Origin of the sequence: Venatoribacter cucullus (genome assembly GCF_016132445.1) — a bacterium.
In the GTDB taxonomy this organism is placed as follows: domain Bacteria; phylum Pseudomonadota; class Gammaproteobacteria; order Pseudomonadales; family Oceanobacteraceae; genus Venatoribacter; species Venatoribacter cucullus.
In genome coordinates, this window is sequence record NZ_CP046056.1 from 829,567 (window position 1) to 846,743 (window position 17,177).

Annotated in this window: 15 protein-coding genes; all 15 read left to right on the forward strand. The window is 46.4% G+C overall.

The genetic code is table 11. The annotated features are described in order from the left end of the window. Positions 1-5: 5 nt before the first annotated feature. Entirely contained in the window at positions 6-329 is a 324-nt protein-coding gene (locus GJQ55_RS04060; protein WP_228346238.1) for a hypothetical protein, read from the forward strand. Further along, positions 329-4,039: a glycosyltransferase family 4 protein gene (locus GJQ55_RS04065; RefSeq protein WP_228346239.1), complete on the forward strand. Its 3,711-nt coding sequence runs from the start codon at positions 329-331 to the stop codon at positions 4,037-4,039. The genes GJQ55_RS04060 and GJQ55_RS04065 overlap by 1 nt, the downstream gene beginning before the upstream one ends. After that, positions 4,026-5,024 (forward strand): glycosyltransferase family 2 protein, encoded by a 999-nt coding sequence (locus GJQ55_RS04070; RefSeq protein WP_228346240.1) that lies wholly within the window; start codon positions 4,026-4,028, stop codon positions 5,022-5,024. Before GJQ55_RS04065 ends, GJQ55_RS04070 begins: the two co-directional genes overlap by 14 nt. Next, entirely contained in the window at positions 5,024-5,386 is a 363-nt protein-coding gene (locus GJQ55_RS04075; RefSeq protein ID WP_228346749.1) for a GtrA family protein, read from the forward strand. Before GJQ55_RS04070 ends, GJQ55_RS04075 begins: the two co-directional genes overlap by 1 nt. A 34-nt stretch (positions 5,387-5,420) precedes the next feature. Next, on the forward strand, positions 5,421-7,514 hold the full coding sequence (locus GJQ55_RS04080; protein ID WP_228346241.1) for a DUF7024 domain-containing protein: 2,094 nt from the start codon (positions 5,421-5,423) through the stop codon (positions 7,512-7,514). Positions 7,515-7,550: 36 nt separating this feature from the next. After that, positions 7,551-8,585, forward strand: coding sequence for a GDP-mannose 4,6-dehydratase (gmd, locus tag GJQ55_RS04085; RefSeq protein ID WP_228346242.1), 1,035 nt, complete (start codon positions 7,551-7,553; stop codon positions 8,583-8,585). Next, positions 8,585-9,484 carry a GDP-mannose 4,6-dehydratase gene (locus GJQ55_RS04090; RefSeq protein WP_228346243.1) on the forward strand — a complete coding sequence of 300 codons (900 nt, stop codon included), beginning with the start codon at positions 8,585-8,587 and terminating at the stop codon, positions 9,482-9,484. Before gmd ends, GJQ55_RS04090 begins: the two co-directional genes overlap by 1 nt. Continuing rightward, positions 9,433-10,656 carry a glycosyltransferase family 4 protein gene (locus GJQ55_RS04095; protein WP_228346244.1) on the forward strand — a complete coding sequence of 408 codons (1,224 nt, stop codon included), beginning with the start codon at positions 9,433-9,435 and terminating at the stop codon, positions 10,654-10,656. The genes GJQ55_RS04090 and GJQ55_RS04095 overlap by 52 nt, the downstream gene beginning before the upstream one ends. Next, complete coding sequence (locus GJQ55_RS04100) at positions 10,656-11,789, forward strand: glycosyltransferase family 4 protein (RefSeq protein ID WP_228346245.1); 1,134 nt, start codon at positions 10,656-10,658, stop codon at positions 11,787-11,789. Before GJQ55_RS04095 ends, GJQ55_RS04100 begins: the two co-directional genes overlap by 1 nt. 386 nt (positions 11,790-12,175) lie before the next feature. Then, positions 12,176-12,322: a hypothetical protein gene (locus tag GJQ55_RS04105; RefSeq protein ID WP_228346246.1), complete on the forward strand. Its 147-nt coding sequence runs from the start codon at positions 12,176-12,178 to the stop codon at positions 12,320-12,322. Positions 12,323-12,712: 390 nt separating this feature from the next. Further along, positions 12,713-12,943, forward strand: coding sequence for an addiction module protein (locus tag GJQ55_RS04110; protein ID WP_228346247.1), 231 nt, complete (start codon positions 12,713-12,715; stop codon positions 12,941-12,943). A gap of 141 nt (positions 12,944-13,084) precedes the next feature. After that, positions 13,085-13,810: a phosphoribosyltransferase gene (locus GJQ55_RS04115; protein ID WP_228346248.1), complete on the forward strand. Its 726-nt coding sequence runs from the start codon at positions 13,085-13,087 to the stop codon at positions 13,808-13,810. Positions 13,811-14,254: 444 nt separating this feature from the next. Beyond that, positions 14,255-14,482, forward strand: a complete 228-nt coding sequence (locus GJQ55_RS04120) for a hypothetical protein (RefSeq protein WP_228346249.1) — start codon at positions 14,255-14,257, stop codon at positions 14,480-14,482. A gap of 271 nt (positions 14,483-14,753) precedes the next feature. Beyond that, the gene (gene galU / locus GJQ55_RS04125; protein WP_228346250.1) at positions 14,754-15,641 is read left to right on the forward strand and encodes a UTP--glucose-1-phosphate uridylyltransferase GalU; all 888 of its coding nucleotides are present in this window, start codon (positions 14,754-14,756) and stop codon (positions 15,639-15,641) included. Positions 15,642-15,956: 315 nt separating this feature from the next. Then, positions 15,957-17,168 carry a nucleotide sugar dehydrogenase gene (locus GJQ55_RS04130; RefSeq protein WP_228346251.1) on the forward strand — a complete coding sequence of 404 codons (1,212 nt, stop codon included), beginning with the start codon at positions 15,957-15,959 and terminating at the stop codon, positions 17,166-17,168. The last annotated feature ends 9 nt before the right edge of the window (positions 17,169-17,177 follow it).

A 17,177-nucleotide genomic window follows, 5' to 3' on the forward strand; every position in this document is an offset into this window, starting at 1 on the left:
TTTTCATGAATTTAACAGTAATAATAAAAAGACAGTATGATCTTTTAGTTCGATTATTGAAGTTGTTAATTAAAAAAACATTGATGCATGTTTTGAAGGTTGTTGTTAAACGTCCTCGATTAAAGAAAGTTGTAGTTGGTGTGTTAATAAAATTCCCGAAATTACATGGCTTTGTTGCTGATGTTGTGCTTAAGGTTTGGTCTGGTCAGAGAAATATTAATCAGGGAACACAAATTATTCCGGCAAGTATTGCAACAATAAGTTCAAGGGCAAATCAGATATATTCAGATTTGCTGGATGCTTTAGAAAAAAGTAAGGAGCATCAATAATGCGCATTGTCATCGATATGCAGGGTGCGCAAACAGAAAGCCGATTTCGGGGTGTTGGCCGTTACACCATCGAGTTTGCGCAGGCAGTCGTGCGTAATCGTGGTGAACATGACATTATTCTGGCGCTGAATGGCTTATTCCCAGATACTATCGAACCTATACGTACCGCCTTTGAAAACTACTTACCACAAGAAAATATCCGCGTTTGGTATGCGTCCGGTCCGGTAAGGGAAGAGCAGCCCGGTAATGATACCCGGCGTGAGATTGCTGAGCTGATTTACGAAGCCTTTCTTGCCAGCCTGAATCCAGACATCGTACACATTACCAGTCTGTTTGAAGGCTACGTAGATTGTGCCGTAACCAGTATCAGAGACTCAGTCTCTGCCCCCCCCGTCAGCGTTACACTATACGACTTAATTCCACTGCTTAATCCAGAGCAATACTTAAAACCAAATCCACGATATCAGTCATACTATTATCGTAAAGTCGAATGGCTGAAGAATGCCACTATAATGCTGGCAATTTCTGACTATGCTATGCATGAAACACTGGAAACTCTTGGTGTTGGAAAAAACAGAGTTGTCACCATTTCAACAGCAATTGAGAATAGATTTACTAAAAAGGAAATATCCGGGCAAGATGCCGAATATCTACTCCGTAGTTATGGTATTCAATCATCGTTTGTGCTTTACACCGGCGGCGCTGATGATCGGAAAAACCTTCCAAGGCTGATTCAGGCTTATGCACAACTGCCCACCGATCTTCGTAAACAGCATCAGTTGGTTTTTGCCGGTAGAATGCCGGCATGGCATGTGGAGCAATTCCGTGCGATTGCACATGAACATGGCCTTAGTGCAGAAGATCTGATATTTACTGGTTATATCAGCGAAGATCATCTGGTTGCACTCTATAATCTCTGCAAACTCTATGTATTTCCATCCTGGCATGAAGGCTTTGGGTTGCCCGCATTGGAAGCGATGGCTTGTGGCGCACCGGTAATTGGTTCCAATACAACCAGCTTGCCAGAAGTGATTGGCCTAGACGATGCACTGTTTGATCCTTTTGATGTGGTTTCTATTGCTCAAAAAATTCAGTTGGCATTAGAAGACAAGAATTTTCGAAAAACCTTGATTCAACATGCAGAACAACAGGTTAAGAAGTTTTCTTGGGATAAAACAGCAACGATCGCCATAAGCTCTTGGGAAAAAATCATCGCCGAAAAGAAAGACTATGTCGTCAGTGAACAGATAGAGGTCCGGCATCAGGTTCTTATCAACCAAATTGCGAATACAATTAAGGCTGACGAATCATTAAATCTTGTCAAAATTGCCAAGCATCTTGCTCACAATGAAGGGGCTGGAACGCAGCGTCAGCTATTGGTGGATGTATCTGAGCTTTGCCAGAACGATGCTGCAACAGGCGTACAGCGTGTTGTACGCAGCTATTTGCATCATTTGCTGCTTAATCCACCAGAAAATTTTACTGTTTATCCGGTATATGCCACACAAACGGAAAACTATCGCTATGCGAGCCAGTTTCTTGCTCGATTGAAAGGTAAGGATCCTGAAAATTTTGAAGATTTTCCCATGCGTTGGCAGAGGGGCGACATCTTTTTTGGCCTGGATATGCAGCACCATGTGCAGTTAGCTCATTCGGCTCTCTATGATCGGATGAGAAATGATGGAGTCACAGTAAAATTTCTTGTCTACGATTTACTGCCTATCCAGTTGGCTGATCTGTTTAAGGATGACAATGCTAAAGAGTTGCACGAGCAGCTAATGTGCATGATTGCCCAGCAAAATGAAGCAATATGCATATCCAAGGCAACTGCCGATGCATTTAAGAGTTGGCTTACAACAAAAAAAATTAAGAAAAACTCGCAATTGAAAATCAGTTGGGTACATATGGGTGCAGATTTGGAAGGCTCAAAACCATCGAGTGGTATAACGATCGATGCTAAAGAAGTGCTGGGAAAATTAACTACCCGACCTATATTTTTAAGTGTTTCAACACTAGAGCCAAGAAAAGCGCAAGAACAGATTCTGGATGCGGTAGAAAAGTTGTGGGCAGAAGGCGTTGATATAAATCTGGTACTTGTCGGGAAGCAGGGCTGGAAGGTTGATGCGCTAGTCAATCGTATAAATACCCATCCCGAAAATTTAAAGCGCTTGTTCTGGTTGAAAGGTATTAGTGATGAGTATTTGACACAGGTGTATCAGAACAGCACCTGCTTGATAGCGGCTAGTATAAACGAAGGCTTTGGGTTGCCACTGATTGAAGCAGCTCGGCATAAAATTCCTGTTATTGCCCGTGATATCCCTGTTTTCCGTGAAGTAGCAGGTGACGCCGCATTTTACTTCAGTGGTAATACCGGCAAAGAGCTGGCTGAATCAATGAAGAAATGGCTTCAACTGTATAAAACCAGTTCGGTACCTGATTCTGGACTAATGCACTGGAATACCTGGCAACAAAGTGCTGAACAACTTAAAACGGTACTTACGCAGCAAAACTATGCACCTAAACAGCTGCTTGTTGATGTATCTGAGCTTGTCGAAAGAGATGCCAGGAGTGGAATTCAACGGGTTGTTCGCGCAATTTTACAGCAATGGTTGCAAAATCCACCGGATGGCTATCGTGTGGAGCCAGTTTACGCCAAGGCAGACCAACAAGGGTATTGGTATGCCAAGCGCTTTACCAACCAATTTCTGGGAATGTCGGAAGCGGATATACAGGACTCAGCTGTCGATATTTGGCAAGGTGATGTGTTCGTAGGGTTGGATTTACAGCCGGTTATCATTCCTGCTCAACAACCTGTATTACAACAATGGCGCAATGATGGCGTTTCCGTCTGGTTTGTTATCTATGACTTACTCCCCATTTTGCAAAGCCAATGTTTTCCTCCGGGTTCTGAAATCATGCACAGACAATGGTTGCACACCATAGCAGGGTTTGATGGAGTAGCCTGCATATCAAAGGCGGTGGCTACAGAGTTTCAGCAATGGCTATCAGAGCAGGATGATATTAAATCCTTGCGTCCCGCTAAGGTTGAATGGTTCCACTTAGGTGCTGATGTTGCAGAATCTGTGCCTTCTTCAGGTCTCGATGAAAATGCAGCAATGTTAATCAGTCAGTTTTCCCGCATACCTGCGTTCCTGATGGTGGGTACAATCGAACCACGCAAAGGCCATGCACAGGTATTGGCTGCATTCGAACAATTGTGGGCTAATGGCATTGATGTAAGTCTGGTAGTCGTGGGTAAAGAAGGCTGGATGGTCGATGATTTAGTCAATCGGCTGCGCAATCACCCGGAAAACGGCAAGAAACTGTTCTGGCTGGAAGGTATCAGTGATGAGTATCTTGAAAAAGTATATGAAGCTTCAACGTGCTTAATTGCAGCATCTTATGGTGAAGGTTTTGGTTTGCCTCTTATTGAAGCTGCGCAACATAAAATTCCGATCATTGCTCGTGATATTCCTGTATTCCGCGAAGTCGCTGGAGAGCATGCCTTCTATTTCGATAGTAAAGAACCAGGAGCATTAGTCAGATCTGTGCAAGAATGGCTGGAACGTTATCAGCTAGACAAGCATCCACGCTCAGATAAGATGCCATGGCTTACATGGCAGAAAAGTTCAAAAGAATTACAACAAAAAATACTCAATGCTGAATCGAAATATTTCAGCATAAAAGGACAATCCAATGACAATACTTAGTCCGGATGATTTTAAAGACAAGATTGCTGTCGTCATCCCAACCTACAAGGCCAGAAACCATATTCTCGATGTCATCGGTGGAATAGGCCCTGAAGTTAACCGGATATACGTTATTGATGACTGTTGTCCTGATGGTTCTGGTGAGTATGTATCAAATAATTGTACAGATAGCCGTGTTGTAGTAATCAAGCATGCCGAAAACCAAGGGGTTGGCGGTGCTGTTATGACTGGTTATGCCGCAGCTATTAATGATGGCATGACAATTTTGGTAAAAATTGATAGCGATGGTCAAATGGACCCTTCCTTGTTGATGGATTTTGTTACTCCCATCATTCTAGGCGAAGCGGATTATGCCAAGGGAAATCGTTTTTTTGATCTTGAAAAAGTGCGCGCAATGCCAGGAGTGAGACTTTTTGGCAACGCCGTACTTTCGCTGATGTGTAAGTTATCCTCTGGCTATTGGAATATCTTCGATCCAACCAATGGGTACACCGCTATACATTCTGATGCAGCCAGGCACTTACCATTTGATAAAATAAGTCGGCGTTATTTTTTTGAAACGGATATTCTTTTCAGGCTGAATACATTGCACGCGGTCGTTGTTGATGTGCCAATGGATGCTAAGTATGGTGATGAGGTCAGTAACCTTAAAATATCCGATATTGTTGGTGAGTTTCTCAGAAAGCATATAAGAAATTTTTTCAAAAGAATTTTTTATAATTACTACTTAAGGGATATGTCTCTTGCATCAATAGAGCTACCTGTGGGGGTTGTGCTACTGATGTTTAGTCTTGTTTTTGGTGGTTACCATTGGTGGAACTCAGTTGCTACTGGCATGGCAACACCTGCTGGTACCGTAATGCTTGCTGCAATGCCAGCGCTGGTTGGATTACAGTTTATTTTTGCCTTTCTTTCTTATGATATAGCATCGGTTCCTAAGCGTCCTATTCATGGTCGGTGGGTTATAAAGAAGAATAACAATTGATGATTTCAAAGCGTTTTATTGTGTATCTTTCCGTAGGGGTCGTATGTGCTGCGGTTGATATCGGCTTGATGAAACTACTCATGTTTAATGGGGTAAATTATTTGATCGCTGCAACAGTAGGTTTTGTGGCTGGTTTAATCCTTAATTTCTTTCTGCATACATGGGTAACATTTAACGCACAATATTCTCATTCTGCGTTTGGCCGGTATCTTGTGGTCGTTTTTGCTAACTATATTTTGACTTTAATCTCCATCGCAGTTTTCCAGTATCTTGTAGATATGCCAGTTTTGGGTAAATTGATTTCGTTACCAGTGGTGGCTGTAAATGGATTTCTATTGATTAAGCATTGGGTGCATCGATGATTTTTCTGGAGTGTGTCAGTAACAATTATGTGGGGTGATTGCATTGGTTTATAACAATAAGAATCTGCTTATTTTATTCGGATTAGCATTTTTCGTTTTTTTTCTATTGCTCTTTAAAAGCCTTGGTCTGTATCCTGTGGTTATGGCTGATGAATATACATACAGTAAGCTCTCAAGGCTTATGGATGTTGGGGATTCATTTATACCTGGATATTTATTTTTGTCTGTATATAGGGCTACTGATCTTTGTGGTGATGCATTCTTAAGTTGTGCCAGGTTGTTCAATGTATTCTTCTATGTTTCGTCGTTGCCTTTTATATACATGATTGCTAGGCGGGTAACTGGTGGGCGTACATCACTGTTACTGTGTGTCTTAGTGTTATTGAGTCCGGTTAGTTCTTATACGGCATATTTTATGCCAGAAAGTTTTTATTTTTTATCGTTTTGGGTTTTTGCCTGGTTCATATTGTCACTTGATGCAGCATCACCGCTTTATTCTTGGATGATGGCGTCATCACTGTTTGTTTTGACATCATTTATAAAGCCACACTCGTTTTTCTTTTTGCCGGCGGTTGTTTGCTATATAGGTTATGTTTTTCATGTTGGAGACAAGTTTTTTAGCAGATATTTTATAAAGGTTCTGGCAATATTTCTGGGTACTGTATTTTTCCTTAAGTTTGGTGTTGGTTATCTATTTGCTGGTAAGCAAGGGATTACAATTTTTGGCTCATTTTATGGTTCGATGGCTGAATCATCAGGGATGGATTTTGATAAGGTTGTAAATCTTATTAAGCTAGTTTTGGTGAGTTTAGGTGGGCACTTTCTGTCTATATCTTATATTTATGCAATTCCTTTTATTATAGCTGTTTATGTTGTGTTGGTTAGCCTGTTTCGTAGAGATTATGCTGTTCGGGCTGATAAGAGGTCTCAATATTATGGCAGGCTCGCATTTCTCTCTTTATTTGTAATTCTCAATCTTATTTTTGTTGTTGCAATTTTTACGGCGTCAATTGCTAATACCAGTATTTATGAAACCCCTTATCGCTTGCATCTGCGGTATTACAATTTCGCTTTACCAATGTTTTACATTGTTGTGGCGGGATTTTATTCTGTGTCGGAATCATTGAAGTCTGATATTTTCAGAGTTTTTAGTGGTGTTGTTTTTTTGTGTATTTTCATTTTTGCTGTTTATGCGCAGTTCAATCCATATATTAACAGTATTATTGATAATCCAGAGATAGGAGGAATCCTTAGTAGAAATAAAAGTGGCTTGTTTTATTTTTTCAGTTTTTTCGTTTTTTGGTGTTTCATTATTTTTATATTTAAGTCCGCTAATCTGGCGTCACGTTACTATGTATATTTTGTATTGCCGATATTTGTGGCCTCAACTCTTGGTGGTGTTACATATCAGCTACGCGCAAGAATGACTCCTGATATGTACGATGATGCTGGTTATTTTACAAATTCTTATCTGAGTTCTGATTCCATATCAAAGCTATTGCTGGTTGGTTCTGAGCCTGGAGCGCTGTTTCGAACGCTATATCATCTCGATACACCAGTACCCGAGGGTATGATGCTAAGATTTTTGGATAAGGGGGCATATTTTGATCTTAAAACAGTTCCGGAAGATAAAGACTGGGTGCTGGTTGTTGGTGACCACAAAATATCAGGATCTGATTATAAAACTATAATAATGAATGGTTTTACGCTTATAAGAATTCGTGAAGATATCCGCATTGATTTTTCTTCAGGTGATTTTTCATTCTTTCTTGATTCAGTCCGTGGGTTGTCTTCTGTTGAACCTTGGGGGCGATGGTCTGATTCAGCGAGTATCGAGTTGATTTTTTCTGATCCACTTCCTGATGATTTTGATGTTATATTTAAAGCTAATGCGTATGGACCGAATTTTAATTCGGAATTTAAAATGGTGGTTGGTGATGAAGAAGTTCCCTTTTCAATTGTTGAAAATGGCCAGGTCATCAAGCTTTCTTTTAAAAATAAAAATAAAGTAAATTTATTGACGGTCGTCATTCCTTTTCCAACTTCACCTAAAGAACTTGGTAAAAGTTCTGATGATCGTAAGTTAGGAATTGGGCTTGTTGAAATGATGATTAGTCCTAATAATTAAAAATATGTTTTTCATAGTCTTTATGATGGAGTTTGCATGACCAAAGCAATCGTTACAGGAATCACCGGCCAGGATGGCGCATACCTGGCAGAACTGCTGCTGGAGAAAGGGTATATCGTCTATGGCACATACCGTCGCACGGCGTCGGTTAATTTCTGGCGCATAGAGGAGCTGGGTATTGCCAAACACCCAAATCTTCACCTTGTGGAATATGATTTAACTGATTTGTCCTCCAGCATCCGGTTATTACAACACTCAGGCGCAACCGAAGTTTATAACCTGGCGGCACAAAGTTTTGTTGGGGTTTCATTTGAGCAGCCCTTAACCACCGCTGAAATTACAGGTATTGGCCCGGTTAATCTGCTGGAGGCCATCCGTATTGTTAACCCAAAAATCCGTTTTTATCAGGCTTCTACCTCGGAAATGTTTGGCAAAGTACAGGCTATTCCACAGCAGGAAGATACGCCGTTTTACCCACGCAGTCCTTATGGTGTTGCCAAGTTATATGCCCACTGGATGACCATTAACTATCGTGAGTCTTACGGTATTTTTGGCACCAGTGGCATTCTGTTTAACCATGAATCGCCACTGCGTGGACAAGAGTTTGTAACCCGTAAAATCACTGATTCTGTAGCCAAAATAAAACTGGGTAAGCAGGATGTATTAGAGCTGGGTAACCTGGACGCCAAGCGCGATTGGGGGTATGCCAAAGACTACGTAGAAGGTATGTGGCGTATGCTGCAGGCAGATGAGCCTGATACGTTTGTATTGGCTACAAACCGCACAGAGACTGTACGTGATTTTGTAACCCTTGCCTGTAGAGCAGCAGATATAACGATTGAATGGCAAGGTAACGGCGAAGAAGAGAAGGGAGTGGATGTCGCTACCGGTAAAGTGATAGTGCAAGTTAACCCTAAATTTTATCGCCCGGCAGAAGTTGATTTACTTATTGGTAACCCGGCCAAAGCTAAAGCCGTACTGGGCTGGGAGCCAAAAACCACCCTTGAGGAACTGTGTAAAATGATGGTAGAAGCTGACCTTCGTCGTAATAAAGCCGGATTTTCATTTTGATGAGAAAGCATGTTCTGGTTACCGGCAGTTCTGGGTTTACTGGTCGATATATGTGTGCCGAGCTACAGGCCGCCGGTTATAAGGTTACCGGGTTAGGTAGCCAGCCCGAGGATATACACCATAATAGTCTTGCCGATTATTTCCAGGCTGACTTACAAAATCCTGCTCAACTACAGCAAATAATGAACGAGGTTCAGCCCGATGTCGTGATACATCTGGCAGCCTTGGCCTTTGTCGGGCATGGTGATGCCAATGCTTTTTATCAGATCAATTTACTCGGTACCCGAAACCTGCTGGAAGCTATTGCTTGTTGTGGTAAGACGCCAGAATGTGTGCTGTTGGCCAGCAGTGCCAATGTGTATGGTAATCAGGCCGGTGGGATGCTGACAGAGAATACACAACCAGAACCAGCTAACGACTATGCCGTGAGCAAAATTGCCATGGAATATATGGCCCGTACATGGATGCACAAGCTCCCCATTATTATTACCCGGCCATTTAATTACACCGGAGTGGGGCAGGCAGAGAACTTTCTGCTGCCTAAAATCGTGTCACACTTCCGGCGTAAGGCTGACGTTGTAGAGCTTGGTAATCTTGATGTATGGCGGGATTTTAGCGATGTACGAGCCGTTGTGGCGGCTTATCGGGGGTTAATTGAACGCTGTCCTGCGGGCCAGACTATTAATGTAGCATCCGGTGTGGCGACATCGTTGCGTGAAGTATTGGCTATGTGTGAATCCATCACCGGGCATGCTATGAACGTAAGGGTGAATCCTGCTTTTGTGCGTGCCAACGAAGTAAGAACCCTGTGTGGTGATGCCAGCTTGTTACGCCAGCTACTATCAGAATGGAAATCACCATCGCTGAGAGAAACGCTGGAATGGATGCTGGCCGAATGACTGTCAATGTGATTCTGAATACAGAAGCAATTCGTTCCCCTCTGACGGGGATTGGCCGTTATAGCTATGAACTGGCTAAAGCATTACAGGAACATCCAGAAATCGATTCGTTGCGTTTCTTCGCATCGGGACGATTTTCAGAGGCCCTTCCGGTTGCAGAAGTACTTAGTGGCGATTCTGTTTCGAGCAAAGAAATTAATCTGGGATTAATTAAACGTTGGGTTCAAAAAAGCTCATTAGCTATAGAAGTGCATCGGCGCTTGCTTGGCATGGTACGAGCCAATGGCTTAAAAGGATATGAAGATAATATTTACCACAGCCCCAATTTCTTTTTGCCGCGTTTTTCTGGCCCTAAAGTCGCTACCTTTCATGATCTTTCACCATTCACCTGGGCGCATTGCCACGAGCCGGCCAAGGTGCATTATCTGCAGACAGAACTGCGTAACACTTTGCAGAATGCTGATCGTTTAATCACTGACTCAGAATACACACGCCAGGAGTTGGTCTCGTTCTCCGGTATTTCTGCGGACAGAATTTATGCTGTACCGTTGGCAGCAGCTCCGGAGTTTCACCCACGTCCGTCCGCTCAGGTGCAGCCATTTTTACAACACTACGGACTTAGCTACCAAGGCTATACATTGTTTGTGGGAACCATCGAGCCGCGCAAAAATATTATTACCTTGTTACAGGCCTATGAACAGCTACCGTTGACTGTACGCCAGCGCTGGCCGCTGGTGTTGACTGGTTACCATGGCTGGAACAGTGCCAGTATACATGCACGAATAAAGCGGGCAGAAGAGCATGGTTGGGCAAAATACCTCGGTTATTTGTCAGCGACAGACCTGCCTTACATCTACGCGGGTGCACGGTTATTTGCATTCCCGTCACATTATGAAGGTTTTGGTTTGCCAGTGTTGGAAGCCTTGTGTAGCGGTGTGCCAGTAGTCTGTTCCAATAGCTCCTCTTTACCCGAAGTTGCTGGCGGTGCAGGATTATTCCATCTTCCTGAAGACACCGACACCTTGCAGCAACATCTGCAAAAAGCTCTGGAAGACCAGCAGTGGCGTGACCAGGCGATCAGTGACGGGCTAAAGCATGCTCTTACGTTTTCCTGGCAGCGTTGTGCCGAAGAAACCACTCATGTATATAAAAAACTGGCAGCTGATTTGTAATGAAAGTTCTGCATTTTTATAAAACCTACTACCCCGATGGTTACGGTGGTATACAACAGGTTATCTACCAATTGGCAGAAGGAACTGCAGAGCACGGTATACATTCCGATGTTTTATTTTTAAGTCAAAGCGAAGAGCGTAGCTATGTAACATCGGGGCAGCACAGAGTACACAGTTCACGTCTTAACTTTGAAGTAGCCTCTACTGGGTTTTCCTGGGAAGTAATATCACGCTTCCGCAAACTGGCCAGCGAAGCGGACATTATTCATTATCACTTTCCGTGGCCTTTTATGGATGTGGTGCACTTCCTTGCGGGTATTAAAAAACCGATAGTCGTTAGCTACCACTCCGACATAGTGAAGCAAAAGTACCTGCTGCAACTGTATAAACCGCTGATGCATCTGTTTTTACGCCAGGCAAATGTGATTGTGGCGGCATCACCGGCCTATATACAGCACAGCCCGGTTCTTAAACACTACAAAAACAAAACCCGGGTAATAACCTACGGACTGGATGAGAGTACTTATCCCAAGCCTGAAGCCAGTGCATTGGAAAAGTGGCGTAGCCAGCTACCAGAAAAGTTCTTCCTGTTTGTAGGAGCATTGCGTTACTACAAAGGGTTGCACTTTTTACTTCTGGCCGCCGCTCAGACTGGACTACCGGTCGTAATAGTGGGCAGTGGCGGGGTAGAGGCCGAATTGCACGAACAAGCCGGGCAGTTGGGGCTGAACAATGTAATATTTACCGGTGCCCTGGCCGATACTGACAAAGTAGTCTTATTACAGCTGTGTACCGCTTTTGTGTTTCCTTCTTACTTGCCGTCCGAGGCCTTTGGCATATCGTTACTTGAAGCCGCCATGTACGGCAAACCGATGATTTCATGTGAAATCGGTACCGGCACCACTTTCATTAACATTCATGAAGAAACCGGTTTGGCGGTAGGCCCGGCAGACCCTACCGCGCTCGCTCAGGCCATGGTCAGATTATGGAGTGCCCCGGAGCAGTGTAAACAAATGGGTAACAAAGCCCGTGTAAGGTTTGAACAGCAGTTTACATCAGCGGTGATGGCAAAAAGCTATGCAGGGCTATACAAGAGCTTGTTGGCGCCAAAAAAATATTCTGGCGCAGACTGACTTTTAGAAGCTGCAGGTTGCTTGCTGCCCTGTCGTTGTTAATAATGCGCACCTCTATTGTGAATGGTGCATCTAATGGCCCGGCCATGATGGCCCAAAGCCCGCCAGACACGCACAATTCGGCATTATCGAAGCGATTACAGGGACTACTCGCGAAGAACCCTCGGGCGGCAGCGTAACTTTTTGGTGGCCAGAGGCCGTTGAGGGTTAGGCGTTAAGGGTTCAGCGAGCGTTGTAGCAAAATACCGGGCACGCCCAACGCTAAACCCCGAACGCTCAACGAATTTACTGTAGGAGCGGCATTTCTGCCGCGAATGCCCGCCAACAGCGGACCAATGAACATCAACGCGGTATAGACGGGTTTAACAACCCGAATCGTGACAAAAATGTCACTCCTACAAACCCGGCGCAGCCGCTGCGGTTTTACCCGGCCCATTCGTTACAGCCCGCAGCTGAAAAAATCCGGTAGCCATGCCCGGATGGACCGGGCAAGGATCGTGGCGCACGACGCGCCTTACGATCCGCTGGCGTAACCGGAATTTTTCAGCAAGGTTAAGCTGGAACGCGGGCCAGAGGGGTTCGCAAGGGGATACCTCCCCTTGCACTGGGGCGCAGGGGCAGAGCCCCGCATAAGCGGGCGAAGCCCGCAATGTAGGAGCGGGCCATGCCCGCGAATGCCCGCCAACAGCGGGCCAATGAACATCAATGCGATATAGGCGGGTTTAACAACCCGGATCGTGACAAAAATGTCACTCCTACAATCGGTGCACGCCCAACGCTCAACCTAGAACGCTCAACGAATTTACTGTAGGAGCGGCATTTCTGCCGCGATGCCCGCCAACGGCGGGCCGGTTACCATCAGCGTTATGACTATCCCCCACGCAGAACGTGGATTGGTAAATATAATTCCAGTGAGGTGACCTATGGACACTCAAGAACTGTCTGCAGAAATAAAAAAACTGCCGGTTGCTGAACAAATCCAGCTACTGGATAGCCTTTGGGTATCGTTGCAACCCCATCAGGCAGCAGTATCACCGGAACATGCACAAGAACTGGATAACCGATATCAGCAGTTCAAAGATGGTCAGCTGCAAACGAAAGACTGGCAGACCGTACATCATGGAATTCGGGGGCGCTTGAAGCTCGACGCTTGAGGCTTGAGGCCAGACGCCAGACGTTCAGCGAGCGGTTTTCCCGGCCCAATTGATTGACCGTTCAAGGCTACTGCGTTCAGCTTCTGGATGATTTTTAATCCGTTTTTTAAATCAGATGTTGAAAACTAATAAGGAGTTGCTATGGAAAGACTTTACGCATTTCCCGACAACTCCAAACATTTTCATCAATTCGATTCGGACCAACGAATTAAAGAACACTCTGCCTATAAACAAGCCAAAGCAGGTGATGCAGAAGCAGCCTTCAGGTTGGTAACAGAACTTTCTATTGAATTCATAAAAGCCCTGGCAGGTAAGTTTCCACCAGGGGTTATCTATGTAGCCCCCTTTGCACAAGAAGCAACAGGTGATAACGCCATACCTTTGTTGCTTTCAATTTTGTGTGCCCAGGTGCTGAATGGCAGTAATGAAACCGACATTGTTCAGCAGCAGCGTGTTTACCATACAGGCGCAGATCCAATGGAAAGGCTGCGATTAAGGCCATCCTTTGAGGGTTGGGTTACCCCGGATGCAAGCTATGTTCTGGTCGATGATGTTGTCAGCATGGGTGGAACTTTGGCAGAACTGGCAAACTTCATTCAGCTTAATAATGGTAAAGTGCTTGGAAGTATCACATTAGTGAATGCCGGAAGAACAACGGCATTTAAGCCAAATAAAAAGCACATTCGTCTCTTACAGGAGCGATTTGAAAATGAAATCAAAACCATCTTCGGAATTCACACCAGCGCCCTTACAGCCAACGAAGCAAGCTACCTTGTCGGCTTTAAAACCGCTGACGAGATCCGAAATCGATGCCTTAAGGCAGAAAAAGAAACAGATCTCCGACTACTATCAAAAGGTCTTGGCTAGTTACTGAATACATAGGGTGCCAGGAGCGGCATTTCTGCCGCGATGCCCGTCAACGGCGGGCCAATGAACATCAATGCGATATAGGCGGGTTTAACAACCCGAATCGTGACAAAAATGTCACTCCTACAAACCCGGCGCAGCCGCTGCGGTTTTACCCGGCCCATTCGTTACAGCCCGAAGGTTACCAAAACCAATAGCATCGTTTGGATGACTCCAAACGAGCGGGTAGGGGCAGGGACCGCCCCTTGGCCGCGTATGCTTAATTGGTTTTGGTAAACAAGGATTAAGCTGGAACGCGGGCCAGAGGGGTTCGCAAGGGGATGCCTCCCCTTGCACTGGGGCGCAGGGCCGGTTTTTGCTCCTGCAAAACCGGCATTTCCGCCATCCATGGCGGTAGGCAGAGCCCCGCATAAGCGGGCGAAGCCCGCAATGTAGGAGCGGGCCATGCCCGCGAATGCCCGTCAACGGCGGGCCAATGAACATCAATGCCGTATAGGCGGGTTTAACAACCCGTATCGTGACAAAAATGTCACTCCTACAAAGCCGGCGCAGCCGCCGCTGTTTTCCCGGCCCATTCGTTACAGCCCGCAGCTGAAAAAATCCGGTAGCCATGCCCGGATGGACCGGGCAAGGATCGTGGCGCACGACGCGCCTTACGATCCGCTGGCGTAACCGGAATTTTTCAGCAAGGACAAGCTGGAACGCGGGCCAGAGAGGTTCGCAAGGGGATACCTCCCCTTGCATCCGGGGCGCAGGGGCAGAGCCCCGCATAAGCGGGCGAAGCCCGCAATGTAAGAGCGGGCCATGCCCGCGAATGCCCGCCAACGGCGGGCCAATGAACATCAACACAGCATAAGCGGCCCTTGCGGGCCCGATTCGTGGGCATGGCCCACTCCCACAAAATCCAGCGAAGCGCGCGTCAAGCAAACACCAAGGAACCCACATGCCAAAAGTCACCAAAGCAGTCATCCCGGTCGCCGGCCTTGGCACCCGCATGCTGCCCGCCAGCAAAGCCATTCCCAAAGAAATGCTCACCCTGGCCGACAAACCCCTTATTCAATACGTGGTGAACGAATGCGCGGCAGCGGGCATTACCGAAATTATACTGGTAACGCACTCCTCCAAAAACGCCATCGAAAACCACTTCGACACCTCGTTTGAACTGGAAACCACGCTTGAAGCGCGGGTAAAACGCCAGCTGCTGGACGAAGTGCGCGCCATTACCCCCAAAGGCGTAACCATCATGCACGTACGTCAGGGCCAGGCCAAAGGCTTAGGCCACGCCGTACTGTGCGCCAAACCACTGGTGGGCGATGCCCCCTTTGTCGTGGTGCTGCCCGACGTATTAATAGACGACGCCGCCGCCAACCTGGAACAGGAAAACCTGGCCGCCATGGTGCGCGAGTTTGAACAAACCGGCACCAGCCAGATTCTGGTTGAACCCGTACCGGAAAAAGACGTAAACAAATACGGCATCGTCGACGTAGGCGGTGCAGACCTGCCGCCCGGCCACAGCGCCCAGCTGACCGGCATTGTTGAAAAACCCAGCCCCAAAGAAGCACCGTCTAACTTATCGGTGGTGGGCCGCTACGTATTCAGCAACCACATCATGCAACTGCTGGCCCACGTACCCCCGGGCGTTGGCGACGAAATACAACTGACCGACGGCATCTTCGACTTAATGAAACAAGAACCCGTCAACGCCTTCTGCATGACCGGCAAATCGCACGACTGCGGCGGCAAACTGGGCTACATGAAAGCCTTCGTAGAATACAGCATGCGCCACAACACCGAAGGGAAAGCCTTCAGTGAATGGATTAAAAGCTTATAAAGGTTGAGGGTTGGGCGTTCTGTAGGAGCGACATTTTTGTCGCGATGCCCGCTAACAGCGGGCCTATCGGCCCGAATCGTGACAAAAATGTCACTCTTACAATCAGAGCACGCCCAACGCCCAACCCGGAACGCCCAACGAATTTACTGTAGGAGCGGCATTTTTGCCGCGATGAATTACAAAACTCGCGCCCCTGATGTTTTCCCGGCCCATTCGTTACAGCCCGCAAAAAGCCGTCACGCAGTGACGGCCAGAAACCGAACTGTCACAAAGCTTACCTAGCATCGTCCCAAACAGACATGCAGGGTAAGCACAATGAAAATAGCGGTTGCAGGAACAGGATACGTAGGGTTATCGAATGCCATACTGCTGGCGCAGCACAATGAGGTTGTGGCAACAGACATTGTTCCCGGCAAAGTAGCCATGCTCAACAACCGGCAGTCACCTATTGCCGATGCCGAAATAGAACACTTCCTGCAACACAAAACGCTCAACTTCCGCGCCACGCTAAACAAAGAAGATGCCTACAAAAACGCAGAATTCGTAATAATCGCCACCCCAACGGACTACGACCCGTACACCAACACCTTCAACACCCAAAGTGTCGAAGCGGTAATACACGACGTACAGGCCATTAACCCTGCGGCGGTGATGGTAATAAAATCCACCGTGCCGGTAGGGTATACCCAGCGGATTAAAGAATTGTTGCAATGCGAAAACCTGCTGTTTTCGCCCGAATTCCTGCGCGAAGGCAGAGCCCTGTACGACAACCTGCACCCCTCCCGCATTATTGTGGGCGAACGCAGCCAGCGTGCCGAAACCTTCGCCAACCTGCTGCAACAAGGTGCGATAAAACAAGACATACCGGTACTGTTTACCAACAGCACCGAAGCTGAAGCGGTAAAACTGTTCAGCAACACCTATTTGGCCATGCGCGTAGCCTACTTCAACGAGTTGGACACCTACGCCGAAACCCACGGGTTAGACACCAAACAAATTATTGAAGGGGTAGGGTTAGACCCACGAATAGGCAGCCTCTACAACAACCCCAGCTTCGGCTACGGCGGCTACTGCCTGCCGAAAGACACCAAACAACTGCTGGCCAACTACAACGAAGTACCGAATAACCTGATTCGCGCCATTGTCGATGCCAACACCACCCGCAAAGACTTTATTGCTGAATCCATTGTGCGCCGTAACCCCAAAGTCGTGGGCATATACCGGCTGGTAATGAAAAGCGGCTCAGACAACTTCCGCGCCTCGGCCATACAGGGCGTGATGAAACGCATCAAAGCCAAAGGCATTGAGGTAGTGGTGTACGAACCTGTACTGGAAGAAGAACGCTTCTTTAATTCACGGGTAATAAACGATTTAACGGAATTTAAACAGCTTGCCGACGTTATAGTGGCTAACCGCCCAGCGCAACAGTCGATAGCCTACCTGTTTAAGATTACTCAGTGCTTAGAAGTGTTTAGTACCTTGTTACCGGCTGTGGCGTTAGAACAGTATTTGAGTGAGAAGGCGTAGCAGGCGTTG

Coding starts and splice junctions, on each gene's coding strand:
- GJQ55_RS04060 (WP_228346238.1), top strand. CDS start 6: ATGAATTTAACAGTAATAATAAAAAGACAGTATGATCTTTTAGTTCGA.
- GJQ55_RS04065 (WP_228346239.1), top strand. CDS start 329: ATGCGCATTGTCATCGATATGCAGGGTGCGCAAACAGAAAGCCGATTT.
- GJQ55_RS04070 (WP_228346240.1), top strand. CDS start 4,026: ATGACAATACTTAGTCCGGATGATTTTAAAGACAAGATTGCTGTCGTC.
- GJQ55_RS04075 (WP_228346749.1), top strand. CDS start 5,024: ATGATTTCAAAGCGTTTTATTGTGTATCTTTCCGTAGGGGTCGTATGT.
- gmd (WP_228346242.1), top strand. CDS start 7,551: ATGACCAAAGCAATCGTTACAGGAATCACCGGCCAGGATGGCGCATAC.
- GJQ55_RS04090 (WP_228346243.1), top strand. CDS start 8,585: ATGAGAAAGCATGTTCTGGTTACCGGCAGTTCTGGGTTTACTGGTCGA.
- GJQ55_RS04095 (WP_228346244.1), top strand. CDS start 9,433: ATGGAAATCACCATCGCTGAGAGAAACGCTGGAATGGATGCTGGCCGA.
- GJQ55_RS04100 (WP_228346245.1), top strand. CDS start 10,656: ATGAAAGTTCTGCATTTTTATAAAACCTACTACCCCGATGGTTACGGT.
- GJQ55_RS04105 (WP_228346246.1), top strand. CDS start 12,176: ATGTCACTCCTACAAACCCGGCGCAGCCGCTGCGGTTTTACCCGGCCC.
- GJQ55_RS04110 (WP_228346247.1), top strand. CDS start 12,713: ATGGACACTCAAGAACTGTCTGCAGAAATAAAAAAACTGCCGGTTGCT.
- GJQ55_RS04115 (WP_228346248.1), top strand. CDS start 13,085: ATGGAAAGACTTTACGCATTTCCCGACAACTCCAAACATTTTCATCAA.
- GJQ55_RS04120 (WP_228346249.1), top strand. CDS start 14,255: ATGCCCGCGAATGCCCGTCAACGGCGGGCCAATGAACATCAATGCCGT.
- galU (WP_228346250.1), top strand. CDS start 14,754: ATGCCAAAAGTCACCAAAGCAGTCATCCCGGTCGCCGGCCTTGGCACC.
- GJQ55_RS04130 (WP_228346251.1), top strand. CDS start 15,957: ATGAAAATAGCGGTTGCAGGAACAGGATACGTAGGGTTATCGAATGCC.